General features: G+C 43.7%; 14 protein-coding genes and 2 pseudogenes. 10 read left to right on the forward strand and 6 right to left on the reverse strand.

What is annotated here, in order from left to right; translation table 11 throughout:
* Both L5M10_RS21060 and L5M10_RS21065 read left to right on the forward strand, forming a co-directional pair.
* Positions 1-209: pseudogene (locus L5M10_RS21060) on the forward strand (IS3 family transposase); the annotation flags it as partial.
* A 40-nt stretch (positions 210-249) separates the two neighbouring features.
* Positions 250-3219 (forward strand): EAL domain-containing protein, encoded by a 2970-nt coding sequence (locus L5M10_RS21065; RefSeq protein WP_263255842.1) that lies wholly within the window; start codon positions 250-252, stop codon positions 3217-3219.
* A gap of 158 nt (positions 3220-3377) precedes the next feature.
* Here L5M10_RS21065 and arsH read toward each other — a convergent pair whose 3' ends face one another.
* From arsH to L5M10_RS21080, 3 genes are all read right to left on the reverse strand, one after another.
* Positions 3378-4100, reverse strand: coding sequence for an arsenical resistance protein ArsH (gene arsH, locus L5M10_RS21070; RefSeq protein WP_311981122.1), 723 nt, complete (start codon positions 4098-4100; stop codon positions 3378-3380).
* Positions 4097-4531, reverse strand: a complete 435-nt coding sequence (gene arsC, locus L5M10_RS21075; RefSeq protein ID WP_263255848.1) for a glutaredoxin-dependent arsenate reductase — start codon at positions 4529-4531, stop codon at positions 4097-4099. The genes arsH and arsC overlap by 4 nt, the downstream gene beginning before the upstream one ends.
* Before the next feature lie 87 nt (positions 4532-4618).
* A complete protein-coding gene (locus L5M10_RS21080; protein WP_263255843.1) occupies positions 4619-5902 on the reverse strand; it encodes an arsenic transporter in 1284 nt (427 codons plus the stop codon).
* A gap of 357 nt (positions 5903-6259) precedes the next feature.
* Between L5M10_RS21080 and L5M10_RS21085 the strand changes: the two genes are divergently transcribed.
* The 8 genes from L5M10_RS21085 to L5M10_RS21120 all read left to right on the forward strand — a co-directional run bounded on the left by L5M10_RS21085 (position 6260) and on the right by L5M10_RS21120 (position 14252).
* Entirely contained in the window at positions 6260-6607 is a 348-nt protein-coding gene (locus tag L5M10_RS21085; RefSeq protein WP_263147605.1) for a metalloregulator ArsR/SmtB family transcription factor, read from the forward strand.
* A gap of 90 nt (positions 6608-6697) precedes the next feature.
* Positions 6698-7696 (forward strand): permease, encoded by a 999-nt coding sequence (locus tag L5M10_RS21090; RefSeq protein WP_263147603.1) that lies wholly within the window; start codon positions 6698-6700, stop codon positions 7694-7696.
* Between the two features lie 11 nt (positions 7697-7707).
* On the forward strand, positions 7708-7821 hold the full coding sequence (locus tag L5M10_RS21095) for a thioredoxin family protein (protein WP_173248055.1): 114 nt from the start codon (positions 7708-7710) through the stop codon (positions 7819-7821).
* A 64-nt stretch (positions 7822-7885) separates the two neighbouring features.
* A complete protein-coding gene (locus L5M10_RS21100) occupies positions 7886-8896 on the forward strand; it encodes an ArsJ-associated glyceraldehyde-3-phosphate dehydrogenase (protein ID WP_263147600.1) in 1011 nt (336 codons plus the stop codon).
* An 11-nt stretch (positions 8897-8907) separates the two neighbouring features.
* Complete coding sequence (arsJ, locus tag L5M10_RS21105; protein ID WP_263255849.1) at positions 8908-10158, forward strand: organoarsenical effux MFS transporter ArsJ; 1251 nt, start codon at positions 8908-8910, stop codon at positions 10156-10158.
* Between the two features lie 456 nt (positions 10159-10614).
* Positions 10615-12105: a SulP family inorganic anion transporter gene (locus L5M10_RS21110; RefSeq protein WP_263255844.1), complete on the forward strand. Its 1491-nt coding sequence runs from the start codon at positions 10615-10617 to the stop codon at positions 12103-12105.
* 33 nt (positions 12106-12138) lie between these two features.
* Entirely contained in the window at positions 12139-12993 is an 855-nt protein-coding gene (locus tag L5M10_RS21115; protein WP_263255845.1) for a universal stress protein, read from the forward strand.
* A gap of 299 nt (positions 12994-13292) precedes the next feature.
* Positions 13293-14252, forward strand: coding sequence for a WYL domain-containing protein (locus L5M10_RS21120; RefSeq protein WP_263255846.1), 960 nt, complete (start codon positions 13293-13295; stop codon positions 14250-14252).
* 40 nt (positions 14253-14292) lie between these two features.
* Here the strand turns inward: L5M10_RS21120 and L5M10_RS21125 are convergent, their stop codons facing one another.
* The 3 genes and pseudogenes from L5M10_RS21125 to L5M10_RS21135 form a co-directional block, all read right to left on the reverse strand.
* A complete protein-coding gene (locus tag L5M10_RS21125; protein ID WP_069453633.1) occupies positions 14293-14754 on the reverse strand; it encodes a hypothetical protein in 462 nt (153 codons plus the stop codon).
* Complete coding sequence (locus L5M10_RS21130) at positions 14751-16820, reverse strand: hypothetical protein (protein WP_263255847.1); 2070 nt, start codon at positions 16818-16820, stop codon at positions 14751-14753. The genes L5M10_RS21125 and L5M10_RS21130 overlap by 4 nt, the downstream gene beginning before the upstream one ends.
* A 128-nt stretch (positions 16821-16948) precedes the next feature.
* Positions 16949-17176 (reverse strand): annotated as a pseudogene (locus L5M10_RS21135) (IS4 family transposase); the annotation flags it as partial.

Consider the following 17176-nt stretch of genomic DNA (forward strand, 5'->3'; position numbering starts at 1 on the left):
AACACAGCCAGCTAAATTTTGTCTCACCAGGGCAACGTCATGCACTGCAAGATGGCGCTATTTTAGCGAAGCGCAAGAAAGTGCTTGAGGCGGCGAAGGAAAGAAAACCGATGCGTTGGTCTACAGAGATCAGAAATTGTGAAGCGGTTGGCGCTGTAACACTCAACCCAGATAAGGCACCAGAAGAAGGCGTAATAAATGCAGCTTAATATTTAAACAAAGAGTGACAACTATCTTGAAAAACACCGTGTGTTTCGTTTATCCCTCGCTAAAGGTTTTTTCTTTGTATTTACCAGTGCCTTTATCCTACTTTTTGTTCTGAATGCCGTTCCTGACCGTCATAATGCTCCATCGGGTAATTTGCTAGAAATAACCTTTGCTCGCTCTGTAGCGATAAGCAATATCTCATGGCTTAAATACATTGCGATATTGAGTTTTACGCTGATAACGCTATGGTTTGCCAATTCGCTTTCAGCTGAGCAGCACCAGCGCTTACTATTGCTGATTTTTATGTTGCCTATTTCATTAAGCGCTATTGGTGGCGGATTCGCCCCCGGATTAGTCGCGACATGTCTCTCTGTTCTGTGTGTCTATTATCTTCATCCAACCGCCAATAGTCTCGACAATATTCATTCGGTAGATTGGTTACAGCTTATTAGTCTAAGTGTTTACGGCATAGTGATCAGTGCACTAAGCGGCTATTTACGTGCTTCATTACAGAAATTGGATGTGAATCATCAACTGCTCGATTCTGTGGTTTCTCAAACAACTGATGGTATTTTTGTGAAGGATTTGGCGGGGCGTTATATCTTGGTCAACCAAGGTGCCGCTACCTTTGTCGGCAAGAGCATGGGTGACATCTTGGGCAAAGATGACACTGATATTTTTGATGCTGACTCTATTGATATTATCCAAGAAAAAGATCGCACTGTATTAGTGTCCGGAATGGTCACCACACATAAAGAGTATTTACATATTCAGGGTGAAGCAGCCATTTTTCAAGTGACCAAAGGTCCTGTGTTTGACGCTCAAGGTGCAATTTGTGGCTTATTTGGAATAGCAAGGGATGTCACGACTCAAGAAAAAAATGCTGAACATTTACTCATTAGTGAGTTGGGATTAAAACAAGCACAACAATTATCAGGGATTGGCAGTTGGGAGTGGGATTTAGTTACTGATTCGCATACTTGGTCTGAACAGGTTTTTGTGATTTATGGCTTGCCATATAAAGAAGCTGCCCCTTCGATAGAACAAGTGCAGAAATTATTTACTCCTGAGAGTTGGCAAGCGTTAAGTACGCTGGTGATGCGATGTGTGCATACGGGAGAAGAGTATGAATGCGAAGCTGAGTTGCTAGATCCTAATCGTGCCCATCGTTGGATTATGGCTAGGGGTCAAGCACAGCGTGATCCGCACGGTAAGATATTTAAATTGCACGGTACAGTGCAAGATATTACCCAGGCGCGACAGCTTCAACAACAACTAGCGGCTCAAACAGCACAATTGCAAAGGGTTATTCAAGGTTCTGAACAAGGATTCTGGGACTGGAATGCTGTTACTGGAGAAGTGCAAATCAGCCCAAGATTTGAAGCCATTTTGGGATATCAAGCTGGCGAGATGAAGCTGACGGTTAATAATTGGCGCCAATATGTGTATGCTGAAGATGTGCAAAATATAGAGCAACAGGTTCTACAGCATCTCATCCATAAAACAAGCAGTATAGAGTTGGAAGTGCGCTGCATTAAAAAGACTGGCGAGCTGTGCTGGATATTGTGTAAGGGGCGGGTCGTTGAAGAGGATAGTCAAGGTCGAGCGTTGATGATTTCGGGAACCCAAGCCGATATCACGTTATTAAAGACCCATGAGACTGAGTTAGATCGCGTAGCAAATTATGATGCACTCACAGGATTACCAAATCGTCGCTTACTTTTAGACCGTTTTCAGCAAATGATTGCCCATGTTCAACGTAATGGCAGTATCTGTGCCGTGTGTTTTATGGACCTTGACGGGTTTAAGGTGATCAATGATCGTTATGGCCATGAGGTTGGTGACCAACTGTTGATCGCGATTGCAAATAATGTGTCTGTGGTGATTCGGCAGCAAGATACGTTGGCCCGGGTAGGAGGCGATGAGTTCGTTATCTTATTTGAGATGATGTCTGAGGAAGAATGTACTCAAGTACTATTACGAATACTGGCGGCGGTCGATCAGCCGATATCAATCGGCGATATAAATCTTTGTTTAACGGCTTGTATTGGCGTGAGTTTGTATCCAGAGGATAACGTTGACCCCGACATTTTATTGCGCCATGCCGACCAAGCCATGTATATGGCAAAATCGGCAGGTAAGAATCGTTTCCAAATGTTTGATCCTGACATTGATCGTAACATTATTGCTCGGAGAACTTGGTTAGAAGAACTCAAGTCAGCTTTTGAACGTCATGAATTTGTGATGTTTTACCAACCTAAAGTGAATTTCGCTACTGGTAAAATTATTGGCGCGGAAGCCTTAATTCGTTGGCGTCATCCACTGCGAGGTATAGTCGGTCCGAGTGAGTTTTTACCGGATATTGCAGGCAGTGATCTTGAAATTACTTTAGGTGAATGGGTTATCAATACTGCAGTAGCGCAATGGCAGAATTGGCAAAAAAGTGGTCGTCCGATAGCAGTAAGTATTAACGTGAGCGCTCGGCAGCTATTGGCTGAACACTTTAGTGCATTCTTAAAATCGACGTTAATGCAATATCCCGATTTGACGGCCTCGGATCTAGAATTGGAAATTTTAGAGAGTGCCGCCATTGAAGATATGACATTGGCAATTGAGATCCTTCAGGAATGTAAGCGTTTGGGTGTCCATTTTTCCCTAGATGATTTTGGTACAGGTTATTCGTCGTTAACGTATTTACGCCAATTACCCATATCGACGATCAAAATTGATCAGAGTTTTGTGCGAGGTATGCTCGATAGCGAAGATGATTGGCGTATCGTGGAGGGTGTTATCCGTTTAGCGTCAGTATTTAATCTTAATGTGATTGCTGAAGGTGTTGAAACTATTGCCCATGGTAAAAGTTTAGCTGAATTGGGCTGCCAATTGTGCCAAGGCTATGGCATTGCTCAGCCTATGCCTGTAGAGGAGTTTGCTCTTTGGTACGATGAATGGCCATCGCAATATCAACAGATTAAACATGAATTCAAGCAAATGGACGAATTGCATCTTTAATAGCAAGTTACAGAGAGTTTTTAGCTGGCTTTAAGGATTTAGGTGCTCACTCGTGTATTTGGAATGTACTTATTTGGCGTGATGGTTCTTATCTGGAGCAAAAGTTGGCGCTGGGCTAATCTTTTGCTCCATAGTTCAGAATACTTTTAGTGTTTAATCTATATTTCTTTTTGATTTACTCGGGTTGATAGCTCTGAAGCGCTTTCTTTGCGTTCGCTATATCGGTTCGTGAGGAAATCAACATTGCCCCTCAGGAGTAAAGTGAACTTCATCAATTCCTCCATAACATCAACTACACGATCGTAGTAAGGCGAAGGTTTCATTCGGCCTGCCTCGTCAAACTCTAACCAAGCTTTTGCGATTGAAGATTGGTTGGGTATGGTAAACATGCGCATCCATCGGCCCAATATACGCATTTGGTTTAGTGTGTTGAAGGACTGTGAACCACCACTCACCTGCATTATTGCTAATGTCTTACCTTGTGAAGGCCGGACAGCACCTTCAGCCAAAGGGATCCAATCGATTTGAGCTTTCATAATACTGGTCATCGCACCGTGGCGTTCTGGTGAACACCACACCATACCTTCGCACCAACGTACCATTTCTCTTAGTTCCATGACTTTGGGATGACTGTCAGGCGCATCATCAGGAAGTGGAAGTCCAGAAGGGTTAAAAATACGAACCTCTGCGCCCATGTGTGTTAATAGTCGAGCCGCTTCTTCCGTCGTCAGTCGGCTATAGGAGCGTTCTCGTACTGAGCCATAAAGCATCAGTATTCTAGGCGGATGGGTTAGAGGAGTTAGATTAAAACAGTCCATATCCATGTTATTAACCATTAATTCTTGTTTGAGCGCTGGCATATCGTGGTTTAGTGGTTTCATGTGCGAACTCTTTGTCCCTGTTCATTAATGATGATTTCGCCATCTTCTTTGGTGAAAGGGCCTTGTTGTGCTTTGGTCAAAATATCAAGCACTGTCTCAGACGGGCGACAGAGTTTTGTGCCTCGCGGCGTAACGACGATAGGACGGTTAATTAAAATGGGATAAGTCAGCATAAAGTTAACCAGTTCTTCATCAGTAAATGTGTCTTCAGAAAGTCCTAGTCGTTCAAATGGTTCAACATTGTTGCGTAACAATGAACGCACAGAGATTTTCATCTCATTAATTAACTTAAGTAATTCATTGCGGGAGGGTGGCGTTTCTAAGTAGTGGATGATTTGGGGTTCGACTCCACTATTACGGATCAATGCTAAAGTGTTGCGCGATGTACCACAGGCTGGATTGTGGTAAATCTTAATGCTGTCATCAATCATATTAGTCATAACATGTCTCTGATAAATAATCGCTTATAAATTTATCCATAGGCACTAAACAGATGCTCTAGTGCCCATGTACGAAGATTAGAAGGAGAGGCGCAGCGCCAGTGCCGCTAGGGTGACAAATAGCACAGGTAGCGTCATTACTATGCCGACGCGGAAATAATAACCCCAGGTAATATTAATATTTTTCTGCGCCAGTACATGCAGCCATAGCAGGGTTGCTAAACTGCCGATGGGGGTGATTTTAGGACCTAAATCGCTACCAATCACGTTAGCGTAAATCATGGCCTCTTTAATCACGCCAGTTGCATTGCTACCGTCTATCGACAGGGCGCCAATTAACACCGTTGGCATGTTGTTCATGATGGACGATAAAAAGGCGACCAAGAAGCCTGTGCCCATAGTGGCAGCCCAAAGCCCTTGTTCAGCCAAACTATTTAATACGCTTGATAGGTAATCGGTTAAGCCTGCGTTGCGAAGACCATAAACAACCAAATACATGCCGAGTGAAAAGATCACTATCTGCCATGGCGCGCCGCGCAGTACCTTAGTGGTATCTATGGCATGGCCTTTTTTCGCGACAATAAACAGGATCAGGGCACCCACGGCAGCGACTAAACTCACGGGCACACCGAGGGGTTCTAAGCCAAAAAAGCCCACCAAGAGTAAGACTAATACGCCCCAACCGGTTTTAAAGGTTTGAGGGTCGCGAATGGCGGCCTTAGGCTCGCGCAGTTTTTGCAAGTCGTAGGTCGTGGGAATATCTTTGCGGAAAAACAGATGCAGCATGACTAAGGTGGCGATAATAGCGGCAATATCGACAGGCACCATCACAGCGGCATATTCGTTAAAGCCTATGTTGAAGAAGTCCGCGGAAACGATATTCACTAAGTTAGAGACAATTAACGGCAAACTCGCGGTATCGGCAATAAAACCCGCCGCCATCACAAAGGCTAAGGTCGCTCCGGCGCTAAAGCCAAGAGCCAGTAACATAGCAATCACTATGGGGGTGAGGATCAGCGCCGCGCCATCATTGGCGAATAAGGCGGCAACAGTCGCGCCGAGTAACACTATGTAAGTAAAGAGTAAACGCCCACGACCTTTGCCCCAACGGGCCACATGCAGCGCGGCCCATTCGAAAAATCCCGACTCATCCAATAATAAACTGATGATGATCACGGCAATAAAGGTGGCGGTCGCATTCCAGACAATATTCCATACCACAGGAATATCCCCTAAGTGCACCACACCCAGTAGTAGGGCCAATACGGCGCCCAAGGTAGCACTCCAACCTATGCCTAACCCCTTAGGTTGCCAAATTACTAACACTATGGTGAGAACAAAAATTGCCCCTGCTAACCACATACAAGCTCCTCAAAGAGTAGAGATTGTCTACCCGTAACCATAAAATAATGCCCTCACCTAACGATATTGTCGGTGGGTTTGAATGATTTTTTACATGTGAATTTTCTTATATATCTTAGTGTTGAACACTATACTCAAACACCATTTTGACTAATGCGTAAAACTTAAGGTGATCTTATATACGGATATTTACATATATGAAAATTCGTATATATTGTACAAGGTCTTTCCAAAAGATCCATAGCCATGAAAAACGAGTGTTGTTCCTTACCGCTCACAGCTTGCTGTTTGAATGAGCCTTTAGGAAAGTTAACAAAAGGATCAAAATGTTTGTACTAGTTCAGTCTAAGGGCATCAATGATTAATCCAACCCAGTTTTTTAAATGTTTAGCCGATGAAACCCGCTTGCGTTGCATGATGTTGATACAGCAAGAGGGGGAGCTCTGTGTCTGTGAATTGACCGAGGCATTGCAAGAGACCCAGCCTAAGATTTCGCGACATTTGGCCCAATTACGTAAATGCGGTTTATTAGTTGATCGCCGTCAGGGGCAATGGATTTTCTATCGTATCAATAATGACTTACCCAAATGGAGTCAGTTAGTGCTGAGTGAAGTTACCAACCAAAACACTGTATTCCTTGAAGAAAATATGCGTAATTTGTGCAAGATGGGCGGGCGTCCTGACCGTGCTAAAGCTTGCTGCTAGAAGACTAGCAGCAAAAATTTAACCTCAAATATACGTTTTTTCATATGTTTACGTGTCTAAAGTTTTGCTTAATATTAAGGTGGCGTAACAATGCTGCAAATATTTTCAGATTTAGCGGGCTGGTTAACTTTTGATTTGATGGGTTTAGAGCCCAATACTAAGCTCGCCGACGCCATCCATTTTTTTATTGAAGATACCACTAAGATTTTTGCGCTCCTGTTGCTGATGATTTATGGCATCGCTTTGATGCGGGCTTCGCTCAATGTTGAGCGTGTTCGGGATTACTTGGCGGGTAAAAATCGTTTTGTCGGTTACTTTATGGGATCGGGTTTTGGCGCTGTTACCCCATTCTGCTCATGTTCGAGCATTCCTGTTTTTTTAGGTTTCACTTCCGCGGGGATCCCCGTTGGGATCACTATGGCATTTCTGATCACTTCGCCGTTAATTAATGAAGTCGCCGTTCTGTTGCTTGTGAGTCTGCTGGGCTGGAAGTTTACTGTGATATACGTGCTAGTCGGCATGTCAGTGGGTATGTTGGCGGGGGCATTTTTGGACACGATTCGCGCTGAGCGTTGGCTGCAGTCCTTTGCCGCCAAAGCACTCGAACAAGGTAAGGCGCAAGCAAGTCACGATAATAACGAGGGTATGACATCAATATCCATGACGTTAACCGAGCGACATGAATTTGCRAAAGGCGAGACCCTAGAGATTTTTGGCCGAGTGTGGAAATGGGTCATTATTGGGGTTGGGCTTGGCGCCGCACTCCATGGATTTGTGCCTGACGGTTGGATCGAAGCCCACTTAGGCGATGGTCAATGGTGGTCGGTTCCTGTGGCGGTATTGATTGGTATTCCTCTGTATTCCAATGCCACAGGGGTTATCCCTATCATGGAGAGCCTTATCACTAATGGCTTGCCCGTAGGGACGACATTGGCATTTTGTATGTCTACGGTTGCCGCCAGTTTTCCCGAGTTCATTTTGCTCAAGCAGGTGATGCAATGGCGTTTGCTGGCCATCGTTTTTTCTATTTTATTGATTTCATTCACCTTAATCGGTTGGATCTTTAACGCTATAGGTCCCATTCTGTGAGAATTATAAAAATGTTAAACATCAAAGTATTAGGTAGTGGATGCGCTAAATGCACTAAAACCGCTGAGATTATTACCGCCATTGCCAACGAGAAGGGCATCAACGCGGCCATATCGAACAGATAACGCTTTAATCTTAAACAAATAATATAAAACACCTAATATAAAACTGAGTGTGAAGGATGCAGGTATGACAATCAAAATCGGGATAAATGGCTTTGGCCGTATGGGACGTTTAGCACTGCGCGCCGCTTGGAGCTGGGATGAGGTTGAGTTTGTGCAGATTAATGATCCCGCAGGGGATGCGGCGACCTTAGCCCATTTGCTGACATTCGATTCTGTGCATGGTCGCTGGCAGTACGAAGCCAATGCCGATGCTGATGACATCATTATCGATGGCAAGCGTATTCGCTGTACTCGCAATAAAACCATCGGGGAAACCGATTGGTCCGCCTGCGATGTGGTGATTGAAGCCTCGGGTAAAATGAAAACCAAAGCAGTGCTGCAAGCTTATTTAGATCAAGGCGTTAAACGCGTTGTGGTCACTGCGCCAGTTAAAGAAGAGGGCGTGTTAAACGTTGTCATGGGAGTGAATCATCAACTCTATGACAAAGCTATTCATCCGATTGTGACTGCGGCCTCCTGTACTACTAACTGTTTGGCGCCAATCGTTAAAGTGATCCACGAAAACCTCGGCATAGTGCATGGTTCCATGACGACTATTCACGATATTACCAACACTCAAACTATTTTAGATGCACCGCATAAAGATCTCCGCCGTGCGCGGGCCTGTGGTTTAAGCTTAATCCCCACAACGACGGGCTCGGCGACAGCCATTACCCATATTTTCCCTGAACTCAAAGGTAAGCTCAACGGCCATGCCGTGCGGGTGCCGCTTGCGAATGCCTCATTAACCGATTGCGTGTTCGAGGTGAGTCGCAAAACGACCGAAGCTGAGGTCAATCGCCTGTTAAAAGAAGCGGCAGACGGACCGCTAAAAGGCATTTTAGGTTATGAGGAACGTCCATTAGTCTCGGTCGATTATAAAACCGATCCGCGTTCGAGCATTATCGATGCGCTATCGACCATGATTATCAATGGCACTCAGGTCAAACTCTACGCTTGGTATGACAACGAGTGGGGCTATGCCAATCGCACCGTCGAACTGGCCCGCATGGTCGGTCTGATGGATAAGGCATAAGCTTTATGGGTATGGGTAAGCTGACAGGGTTCTTGTCTAACATATCACCCGAGATCCGCCAGTATTTGGTGGTCACAGGCAACTATTGGGCATTCACGCTTACCGATGGTGCATTACGTATGTTAGTGGTGCTCCATTTTCATGGCTTAGGTTATAGCCCGCTGCAAATTGCCATGCTATTCCTCTTCTATGAAATCTTTGGGGTGGTAACGAACTTAGTCGGCGGCTGGCTCGGGGCGCGTTTAGGCTTAAATAAGACCATGAATGTGGGCCTATTTATGCAGATTGTTGCCCTTAGCATGCTGCTTGTGCCTAGCGGTATGCTGACGGTTGCTTGGGTGATGGCGGCGCAGGCCTTGTCGGGTATCGCTAAAGATCTCAATAAGATGAGCGCTAAAAGCAGTATCAAATTGTTGGTGCCCAATGATGCTCAGGGTGAGCTGTATAAGTGGGTTGCTATGCTCACTGGCTCCAAAAATGCCCTAAAGGGCGCGGGGTTCTTCTTGGGCGGCGCCTTACTGACCCTGTTTGGATTCCAGCAGGCCGTGTTAGGCATGGCGATTGGCCTATTGCTGGTGTGGATTTTTAGTCTGTTAAGTTTGCAGCGCGATTTAGGTAAAGCCAAAAACAAACCTAAGTTCACGGAAATTTTCTCTAAGAGTCCGGCGGTAAACACGCTTTCTGCCGCACGCATGTTTTTGTTTGGTGCGCGGGATGTGTGGTTTGTGGTGGCTTTACCCGTTTATTTGGCCTCARCCTTTGGTTGGGATCATTGGTATGTCGGCGGTTTTCTCGCACTCTGGGTRATAGGYTAYGGCATAGTGCAAGGCTTYGCACCTCGCTTGACGGGGACAAAGTCGGCGRGCMAAAACAAGGTTCCCGATGGACGTAGCGCCTTAGGTTGGGCGGCGATATTGAGCATAGTGCCGGCAKGCATTGCGCTGGCGATAAGTTATGACTTCCATGCCGCGAATATACTGATTTGGGGATTGATGCTGTTTGGCGCCTTATTCGCGATCAACTCTTCATTACACAGTTATCTTATCGTCAGTTATGCGGATGAAGATGGCGTATCGTTAGATGTGGGTTTTTACTACATGGCTAATGCTATGGGGCGYTTGATCGGGACTGTGTTGTCTGGCTGGGTGTATCAAGTGTATGGCATGGCGGCTTGTCTGTGGATATCGGCGGCATTTATTGCGTTAGCGGCGCTTATCTCAATCAAACTGCCTCGGCATAAAGCGATATCAGATGGTGCTTAATACTTACCTAAGCTATCCCTGAGTTGTTGCRGTTGTTTTTATTCAATGCCCRCCAAAGTATGGTGGGTATTTTAATCACTCTGATGTTAACTGAAGTTTTTTGATTTTGAGCAAACAACTCTCTATACTCCGGCCTGTTTTATACACGTCATTATGTCGCTATTCCCAATAGCACWACTATTTTTAATGCAGTCAAATTTGAGTTGGCTCATATAAGTGAGGTTATTTTTCGGTGATGAGCATTAAGCCGCATTAGTTTAATCCTTCCTTYTTGGATCGTTAAGATCCGTCCTTAGTCGCTACCGACTCGGTAGTTGTTTTGCTGTACCCCATAATCCCAATTGCATTTCGTCACCTTGACGCATAAGTACCTYATTGGCTATGCGCTGACATTTGAGTCAAGTGTTGATATTAGCTATTGGAAGATATGATTAAATTTCAATCAGAGTGAGTGACATGATACAAACCATGAAAAAAGAGTGGTTCTCCAATATACGCGGAGATCTATTAGCCGGTATTGTGGTTGCACTGGCGTTAGTCCCTGAGGCGATTGCCTTTTCCATTATCGCTGGGGTAGATCCTAAAGTCGGCCTGTATGCTTCATTCTGTATCGCAGTGGTCATCGCGTTTACAGGTGGTCGTCCTGGTATGATCTCTGCCGCAACGGGTGCTATGGCGTTGTTGATGGTGACCTTAGTGAAGGAACACGGCCTCGAGTATTTACTCGCGGCGACCCTATTAACTGGTATGCTGCAAATTGCCGCGGGTTACTTAAAGCTAGGAAGCTTGATGCGTTTCGTCTCCCGCTCTGTGGTGACGGGCTTTGTGAATGCACTGGCGATTCTGATCTTTATGGCCCAGTTGCCCGAGCTGACTAATGTTACTTGGCATGTGTATGCGATGACGATTGCAGGCCTTGGTATTATCTATTTATTCCCACTTATCCCTGTGATCGGTAAATCCGTACCTTCGCCTCTCGTGTGTATTGTCGGATTAACGCTTTTTGCGGTTTATATGGGGTTAGACATTCGTACTGTCGGCGACATGGGACAACTGCCTGATACTTTGCCTATTTTCCTCTGGCCTGAAGTGCCATTGACCCTTGAAACTCTGATGATCATCTTCCCTTATTCGGCCGGCCTTGCCGTGGTGGGTTTACTGGAATCTATGATGACCGCCACCATAGTCGATGACTTAACCGATACCCAAAGTGATAAAAACCGCGAGTGTAAGGGCCAAGGTATTGCCAATATTGGCGCGGGCTTAATGGGCGGTATGGCCGGTTGCGCTATGATTGGTCAGTCGATCATCAACGTTAAATCGGGTGGTCGCGGACGACTATCGACCTTTTCAGCGGGGGTATTTTTACTTATTTTGATCGTTTTTCTTGGAGAATGGTTAAAGCTTATCCCTATGGCTGCACTGGTTGCCGTGATGATTATGGTGTCTATCGGTACTTTCTCTTGGGATTCAATTCGCAATCTTAAGCATCATCCAATATCAACCAATCTTGTGATGGTGGCGACCGTTGCTGTGGTGGTCGCTACCCATAACTTAGCTATGGGAGTATTTGTGGGGGTATTACTCGCGTCCCTGTTCTTTGCTAATAAAGTGGGCCGTTTTATGGTGGTTAAGAGTGTAACGGCTGCTGCCGACGCAGGTCGCCATTATCAAGTTATTGGGCAAGTCTTTTTTGCCTCGGCAGATAAGTTCAGTAATTCATTTGATTTTAGGGAAGTGGTTGATAAGGTGACTATCGACTTATCTCAAGCGCATTTTTGGGATATTACTGCGGTATCGGCCCTAGACAAGGTAGTGATTAAATTCCGTCGCGAGGGAACTGAAGTGGAGTTGATTGGCCTTAACCAAGCCAGTGCCACCATAGTCGATAAATTTGGAGTGCATGATAAGCCAGAAGAAGTCGAAAAAATGATGTCTGGTCACTAACTCTCTAGCAACACAGTAAAAAGGAAAATAACGATGACAAATGTGATTGCCTGTATCGACGGTTCAAAAGCGACACTTGCCGTATGTGATGCTAGTAGCTGGGCTGCAAATCAACTTGATGCGCCAGTGACGTTATTGCATGTATTAGATAAATCAACTTATCCAACAGAGACAAATCTGTCGGGAAATATTGGCCTAGGTACGCGAGAATACTTGCTTAATGAGATGGTAGAACTTGAGGCTCGTCGAAGTAAATTGGCGCTTGAGCAGGGCAAATATCTGTTGCAAGACGCGCGAACTCGTCTTATTGATTCCGCACCAGCAATTGAGATTGAAACCTTGCAGCGCCATGGCGACTTGGTTGAAACTTTGTTAGAGCAAGAGTGTAAAGCCAGATTGGTGGTGATGGGGCGTCAAGGTGAGCAACATCAAGATCAGGTGCAGGCCATTGGCAGCCACCTTGAAAGTGTGATCCGTACGATAAACCAGCCTATCTTAGTCGTGATGGCTGAATTTCATGCGCCAAAGCGATTTATGATTGCCTATGATGGCAGCCTAACGGCGAAAAAAGCGCTTAATCAAGTACTAACGAGTCCGCTCTTGAAAGGGCTTGAGTGTCATTTGGTCATGGTGTCTGACAACAAACCACAAGCTGCGGCTGAATTAACCTTAGTCGCAGATGTTCTCCACGAAGCAAACTTCAACGTGGTCACAGCAGCCTGCCAAGGGGAGGTGCAAACCGCACTTGCAGCCTATCAAGCCGAGCATCAGATTGACCTTATGGTGATGGGAGCCTACGGCCATTCGCGGATAAGGGAGTTCTTTGTGGGGAGCAACACCACTAGGATGATCAGTAAAAGTCATATTCCCCTGTTATTACTTCGCTAAGTGAAGCTGTTACAGCTTAGCTAGGTTGACTGAATAGATTTAAGCTTATTTTTTCTAATCTGAATGCACCAAGTTAGAGTTCTAGCTTTGACTTGGTTTTGTCCAAAAATGAGTTTCGCTGAGTATGATACTTTAAACTCAGTTGTTGCTCGATTCATGCTATGAATACCAATTAGTATGAATTTTTATTTTCGAACTAGCCTAAATAGTGCCAGTAAAACGCTGACACTGTGCTGATTTAGTATGAAAAATCTATACGTGGGCCTTACTGTCCACTGGGGCTGAAACGAGTGGTAAGCATGGATAAACTTACCAGAAATACCACCAGAAATATTAAGAAGATGACAGCTAGAGCGACTGTGCTGTATATTTTTAAAAAAATAACAAAATGTTGGATTCCATTGAAAATTTTCTCACTTGATGAGCTGCCGTTGACACAAAAAGACCGTCTGGAGTTCATCGATTTTTCACTAGAGTTTTATGGGAGAGTTAGCCGACAGTGGCTGAGCAAATGTTTGCAACTGGCTACAGCTAGTTGCACTAGAGATATTGCCTTGTACCGCCAAATAGCATCTGAGAACTTGGAGATGAGGCATCAGGACAAAGCGTTCTATCGAACTGATAAATTCATAGCTTTGTTTGTGCATACCCCTCAAAAATCACTGGCTAACCTAGCGCGTTATTCTCTGCAGGAGTCGACGTATTCACGAACCAGCCAGAATACGCCTAAGTTGATGTTTGATAACTGGCTATTGTATCCAGATATGGAAATGACGGCAGCCGTTAACCGAGCAATTGTTGGTCACAGTGTTGTCGAGATTGAGTATGAGTGCTTGAAAGCTGGTTCAATGGTCACTGAAATTATTCCATTCGCAATTTTTCATGGTTATTGTGGCTGGTATGTGCGAGCTTACGACTTGTCAGTATCTCAATTTTTAGATTTTTCGCTGTCTAGGATGAATTCAGTAGCTCAGTCTACGAGACCAGTTTCGATGCTAGACATACCTACGGATACAATGTGGAACACTATTGTTGAACTTGTATTGGAGCCTCATCCGTCAGTGCTAAATAGACGAGCAATTGAGCTTATGTATGGCATGTCCAATGGACGCCTGATATTGGTTGTCAATGAGGTCGTTGCTGCTCACATATTGAAGCGTGAAAACGTCGTAGTGCGTAACAATGGTGTCTTTCAATCTGGTAAATTGCTCAGTTTGAAAAGTGAATTGTCATTTGATCCGACACTGGATGAATTATGAACGCACTCGTATTTTGTTACCCTGTACCCTACATATACAACTAATCCTTCCGGAAATTGACTTTTAATATCTCACCAGTTCCCACATCTATAGTTTCGCCATATTTCCCCAGTAGTTCAGCTCTTAATAAATCATTAAATCGATACATTTCTACTAAGCGTGCAATCATAACACCTTCAGTTTCTTTTATAGTCTTGGATGACGGCTTTTGTTGCTCATTTTTTAGTCTCTCTAATTTGTTGTTAACAGTAGTGAGTTTTGTCTTTAATGCTGATATTTGTTCTGTATTAGATCTATTCTTTCGTTCAGCATCTCGAATTTTTTGTGCAGTAAGGATTTCTAGTTTGATCTCCTGATAAATGGCTTTCCTGAACAATGAATGGTTCACTCCTGCTTGTTTAGCTACAGTATTCATGTTAATTCGTGCGGTCGGGCAGGCAATCAATTCATTCAATGCTTGTTTTAACCTTTCTGTGCCGGATTTCTTAGTTTCATTTTTCATGCAATGTCACCATTTACTTGGAGTGTAGATTTGTCTGTGAGGATCACTGAGGCTGCATTAATTGTGTCTCGCCAACTTTCAGCCATCAGTGAATACTCTGATTTTTTGTCTTGCGGAAGTCGGTCGTAAAAGCCGAGTTTCTCTTCAGCGAAATTTTTCATTGCTTGCCAGTGGACTCTTTGCTGTGTTGTAACGAGGTAACTCGGACAGTAGACGCAGCCGCTTGGAAGTCCCACATTTTTTAGCTTACAATCGGGGCCTGCAGTACAGTAGCCATGAGGTAAGCCCCTAATATTTTTCAGGTTTTTAGCCAAAAATATTTTGTAAGTATCCAAATTTTTGAAATGCAGTTGCTTGATAGGGCGGCCTGTATCGGATCTATCGGATGCTATCACATTAAATATAAGGTTTTTTGCTCCGTCATTAAGGCGTTTCCCTGCCTCGCCAGCTAAAATACCCTCAGATGCCTCCATTGAAATGTTCTTGGCGAGGTTATTTACCATCAGATCCTCGAAAATTTCAAATAGGTTAATCATTTCATCTAAGCTTTCAAAACCGCGCGATGCGTACACCATAGTCATTGAGCTGGCTAGGTGTTTGAACTGGTGTTTTATATCATCCAATTCTCCCAGCCTGTTCGCAATAATAAACCACGCAAAGTTATGGCGAAGCATGTGTGGCGTAATATTAAATATTTCTCCTTCAACGTATTTTTTGCCCACATTCTGCCCCCTGACTGACTTATAGTTGCACCCCAAGGACTCCAATTGTTCGATGTCTTTAGCCGATAGTCTGTACTCAAACTTGTGCAATGAGAACTTTGGCTCTTTTCCGTCAGGGGTTTTCATCTGGGTGTAGCTTCTACTTCCGAGATAGGCATCAGAGAACTTAATAGATGTTAGATTATCAATTACACCAAACAAAAGATTCTCATTTAACCCATGCCTTAGCTGATGTCTAAATGAATCTGTGATCTTGATATTTGGGTTATCCAGTATTGCAATGGCTCGTGTGTGCATTGCTTTTACATAACGTTCTAGAACTGTAATTGCATCATGAGTATCCTTATTTGCGATCCATTTCATGGTTATTTGGGTTTCGTCAGTTTTGGTCAGAATGGCTTCAACATAATACTTTCCATCATGCTTATTTGAGCAACCAATAATACAGGACAACGCTTCCTCTTTACGCATTCCAGTATAAGCAAGAATATAAAACAATACATGTAATTTGAGATTGTCCAGAACTTTAAAACCATACCTTAATGGTTCTGCTAAAAGGGAAAGACTTCTTCTTTTGTTTATTAATCGAGATGCGCTTTTGTGCTCAATACCTGTATCAGTCACATTTTTAATTCCATTTACATAGTTTTCATTTGCAACTTCCCATCCTTCGATTATTTTTTTTGCGTTAGAGATTTTATTTTCACATTCAGCGATGACATTTTTTAAAAGGTCAGAAGGCACGATTGGATAAGATATTGGTCTATTTTGTCTTTCAAACGAAATGTCGAATTTGTCCAGTACTTCATAAAGTATCGTTAAAGAATTTTCTGTGAACAGACCATAATTAAGTTTATCCTCAAAGAATCTTGACTTGAAAGATAATAATGAATTTTTAAGGATCAATTTATCTTTAATGAATTTAATGAAATAATTTCTTATAACAAGGTTTGGCAAAGAATTAAAATCAGTTATTGAATTAATGCCATAGTTCTGCAATAATTGGGAGAAATTAATTAATGGGTAAGCTTGATGGCAAACAGATGAGAATTTTATACCTTTTCCTCCCTCAAAAACCCCTATAAAATTTGCGAGTAAAAAAGCAGATTTGACTTCATATTTTAAAGCGGATGAGAGCGTTGAGAAATTTATCGATCTGATTCTGTTTCGCCACACATCATCATCAAAAGTAATATCTCCATGTCTATTTGAATTGACGCTTTCCATACTATAAATAACAGTTTTTTTAATTCGTTCGTAGTCTATTTTTATGAAAGGTTTAATTTTTATCAAACCTGTCTCATCAGATTCTGATATGTGTTCAATCAAATCTATAATTTTCAATTTGAATCTCCTATATTGACATAAAATGCCCAATCATCGTGGCAACCACTTTTGTTCAATAATGCGATGCCATTCTCTACGGCATTAGTATTGATTTCTCTCAGGTCGTTAAGCACTGAAGGATCCCCTCATAAATCAGCCATAGCATAGCCATATTTGAGCAACTGATTGGCGAATAATACCCAGGCCGCCAGCAATTCTTTCTCCGTGATTTGATAATCAGGCCGCCTGAGTACCTCCAATCCCAAGCGAATCGTTGAGAGTACCGTTCGATGCCCAATGGTATTGGCCTGAAAATGCTTATCCCAGCCCTGTTGCTGTGCGTGTAAACCAACTAGCCACAACAGGCATTGAAC

Source organism: Shewanella sp. SM32, from assembly GCF_025654235.1.
Classification (GTDB): Bacteria; Pseudomonadota; Gammaproteobacteria; order Enterobacterales; family Shewanellaceae; genus Shewanella; species Shewanella oncorhynchi.

Bases quoted from the DNA above. Each gene is read 5' to 3' on its own strand.
- arsH (WP_311981122.1), bottom strand. From the start codon at position 4,100: ATGAAACCACTAAACCACGATATGCCAGCGCTCAAACAAGAATTAATG.
- arsC (WP_263255848.1), bottom strand. From the start codon at position 4,531: ATGATTGATGACAGCATTAAGATTTACCACAATCCAGCCTGTGGTACA.
- L5M10_RS21080 (WP_263255843.1), bottom strand. From the start codon at position 5,902: ATGTGGTTAGCAGGGGCAATTTTTGTTCTCACCATAGTGTTAGTAATT.
- L5M10_RS21085 (WP_263147605.1), top strand. From the start codon at position 6,260: ATGATTAATCCAACCCAGTTTTTTAAATGTTTAGCCGATGAAACCCGC.
- L5M10_RS21095 (WP_173248055.1), top strand. From the start codon at position 7,708: ATGTTAAACATCAAAGTATTAGGTAGTGGATGCGCTAAATGCACTAAA.
- L5M10_RS21100 (WP_263147600.1), top strand. From the start codon at position 7,886: ATGACAATCAAAATCGGGATAAATGGCTTTGGCCGTATGGGACGTTTA.
- L5M10_RS21110 (WP_263255844.1), top strand. From the start codon at position 10,615: ATGATACAAACCATGAAAAAAGAGTGGTTCTCCAATATACGCGGAGAT.
- L5M10_RS21115 (WP_263255845.1), top strand. From the start codon at position 12,139: ATGACAAATGTGATTGCCTGTATCGACGGTTCAAAAGCGACACTTGCC.
- L5M10_RS21120 (WP_263255846.1), top strand. From the start codon at position 13,293: ATGGATAAACTTACCAGAAATACCACCAGAAATATTAAGAAGATGACA.
- L5M10_RS21125 (WP_069453633.1), bottom strand. From the start codon at position 14,754: ATGAAAAATGAAACTAAGAAATCCGGCACAGAAAGGTTAAAACAAGCA.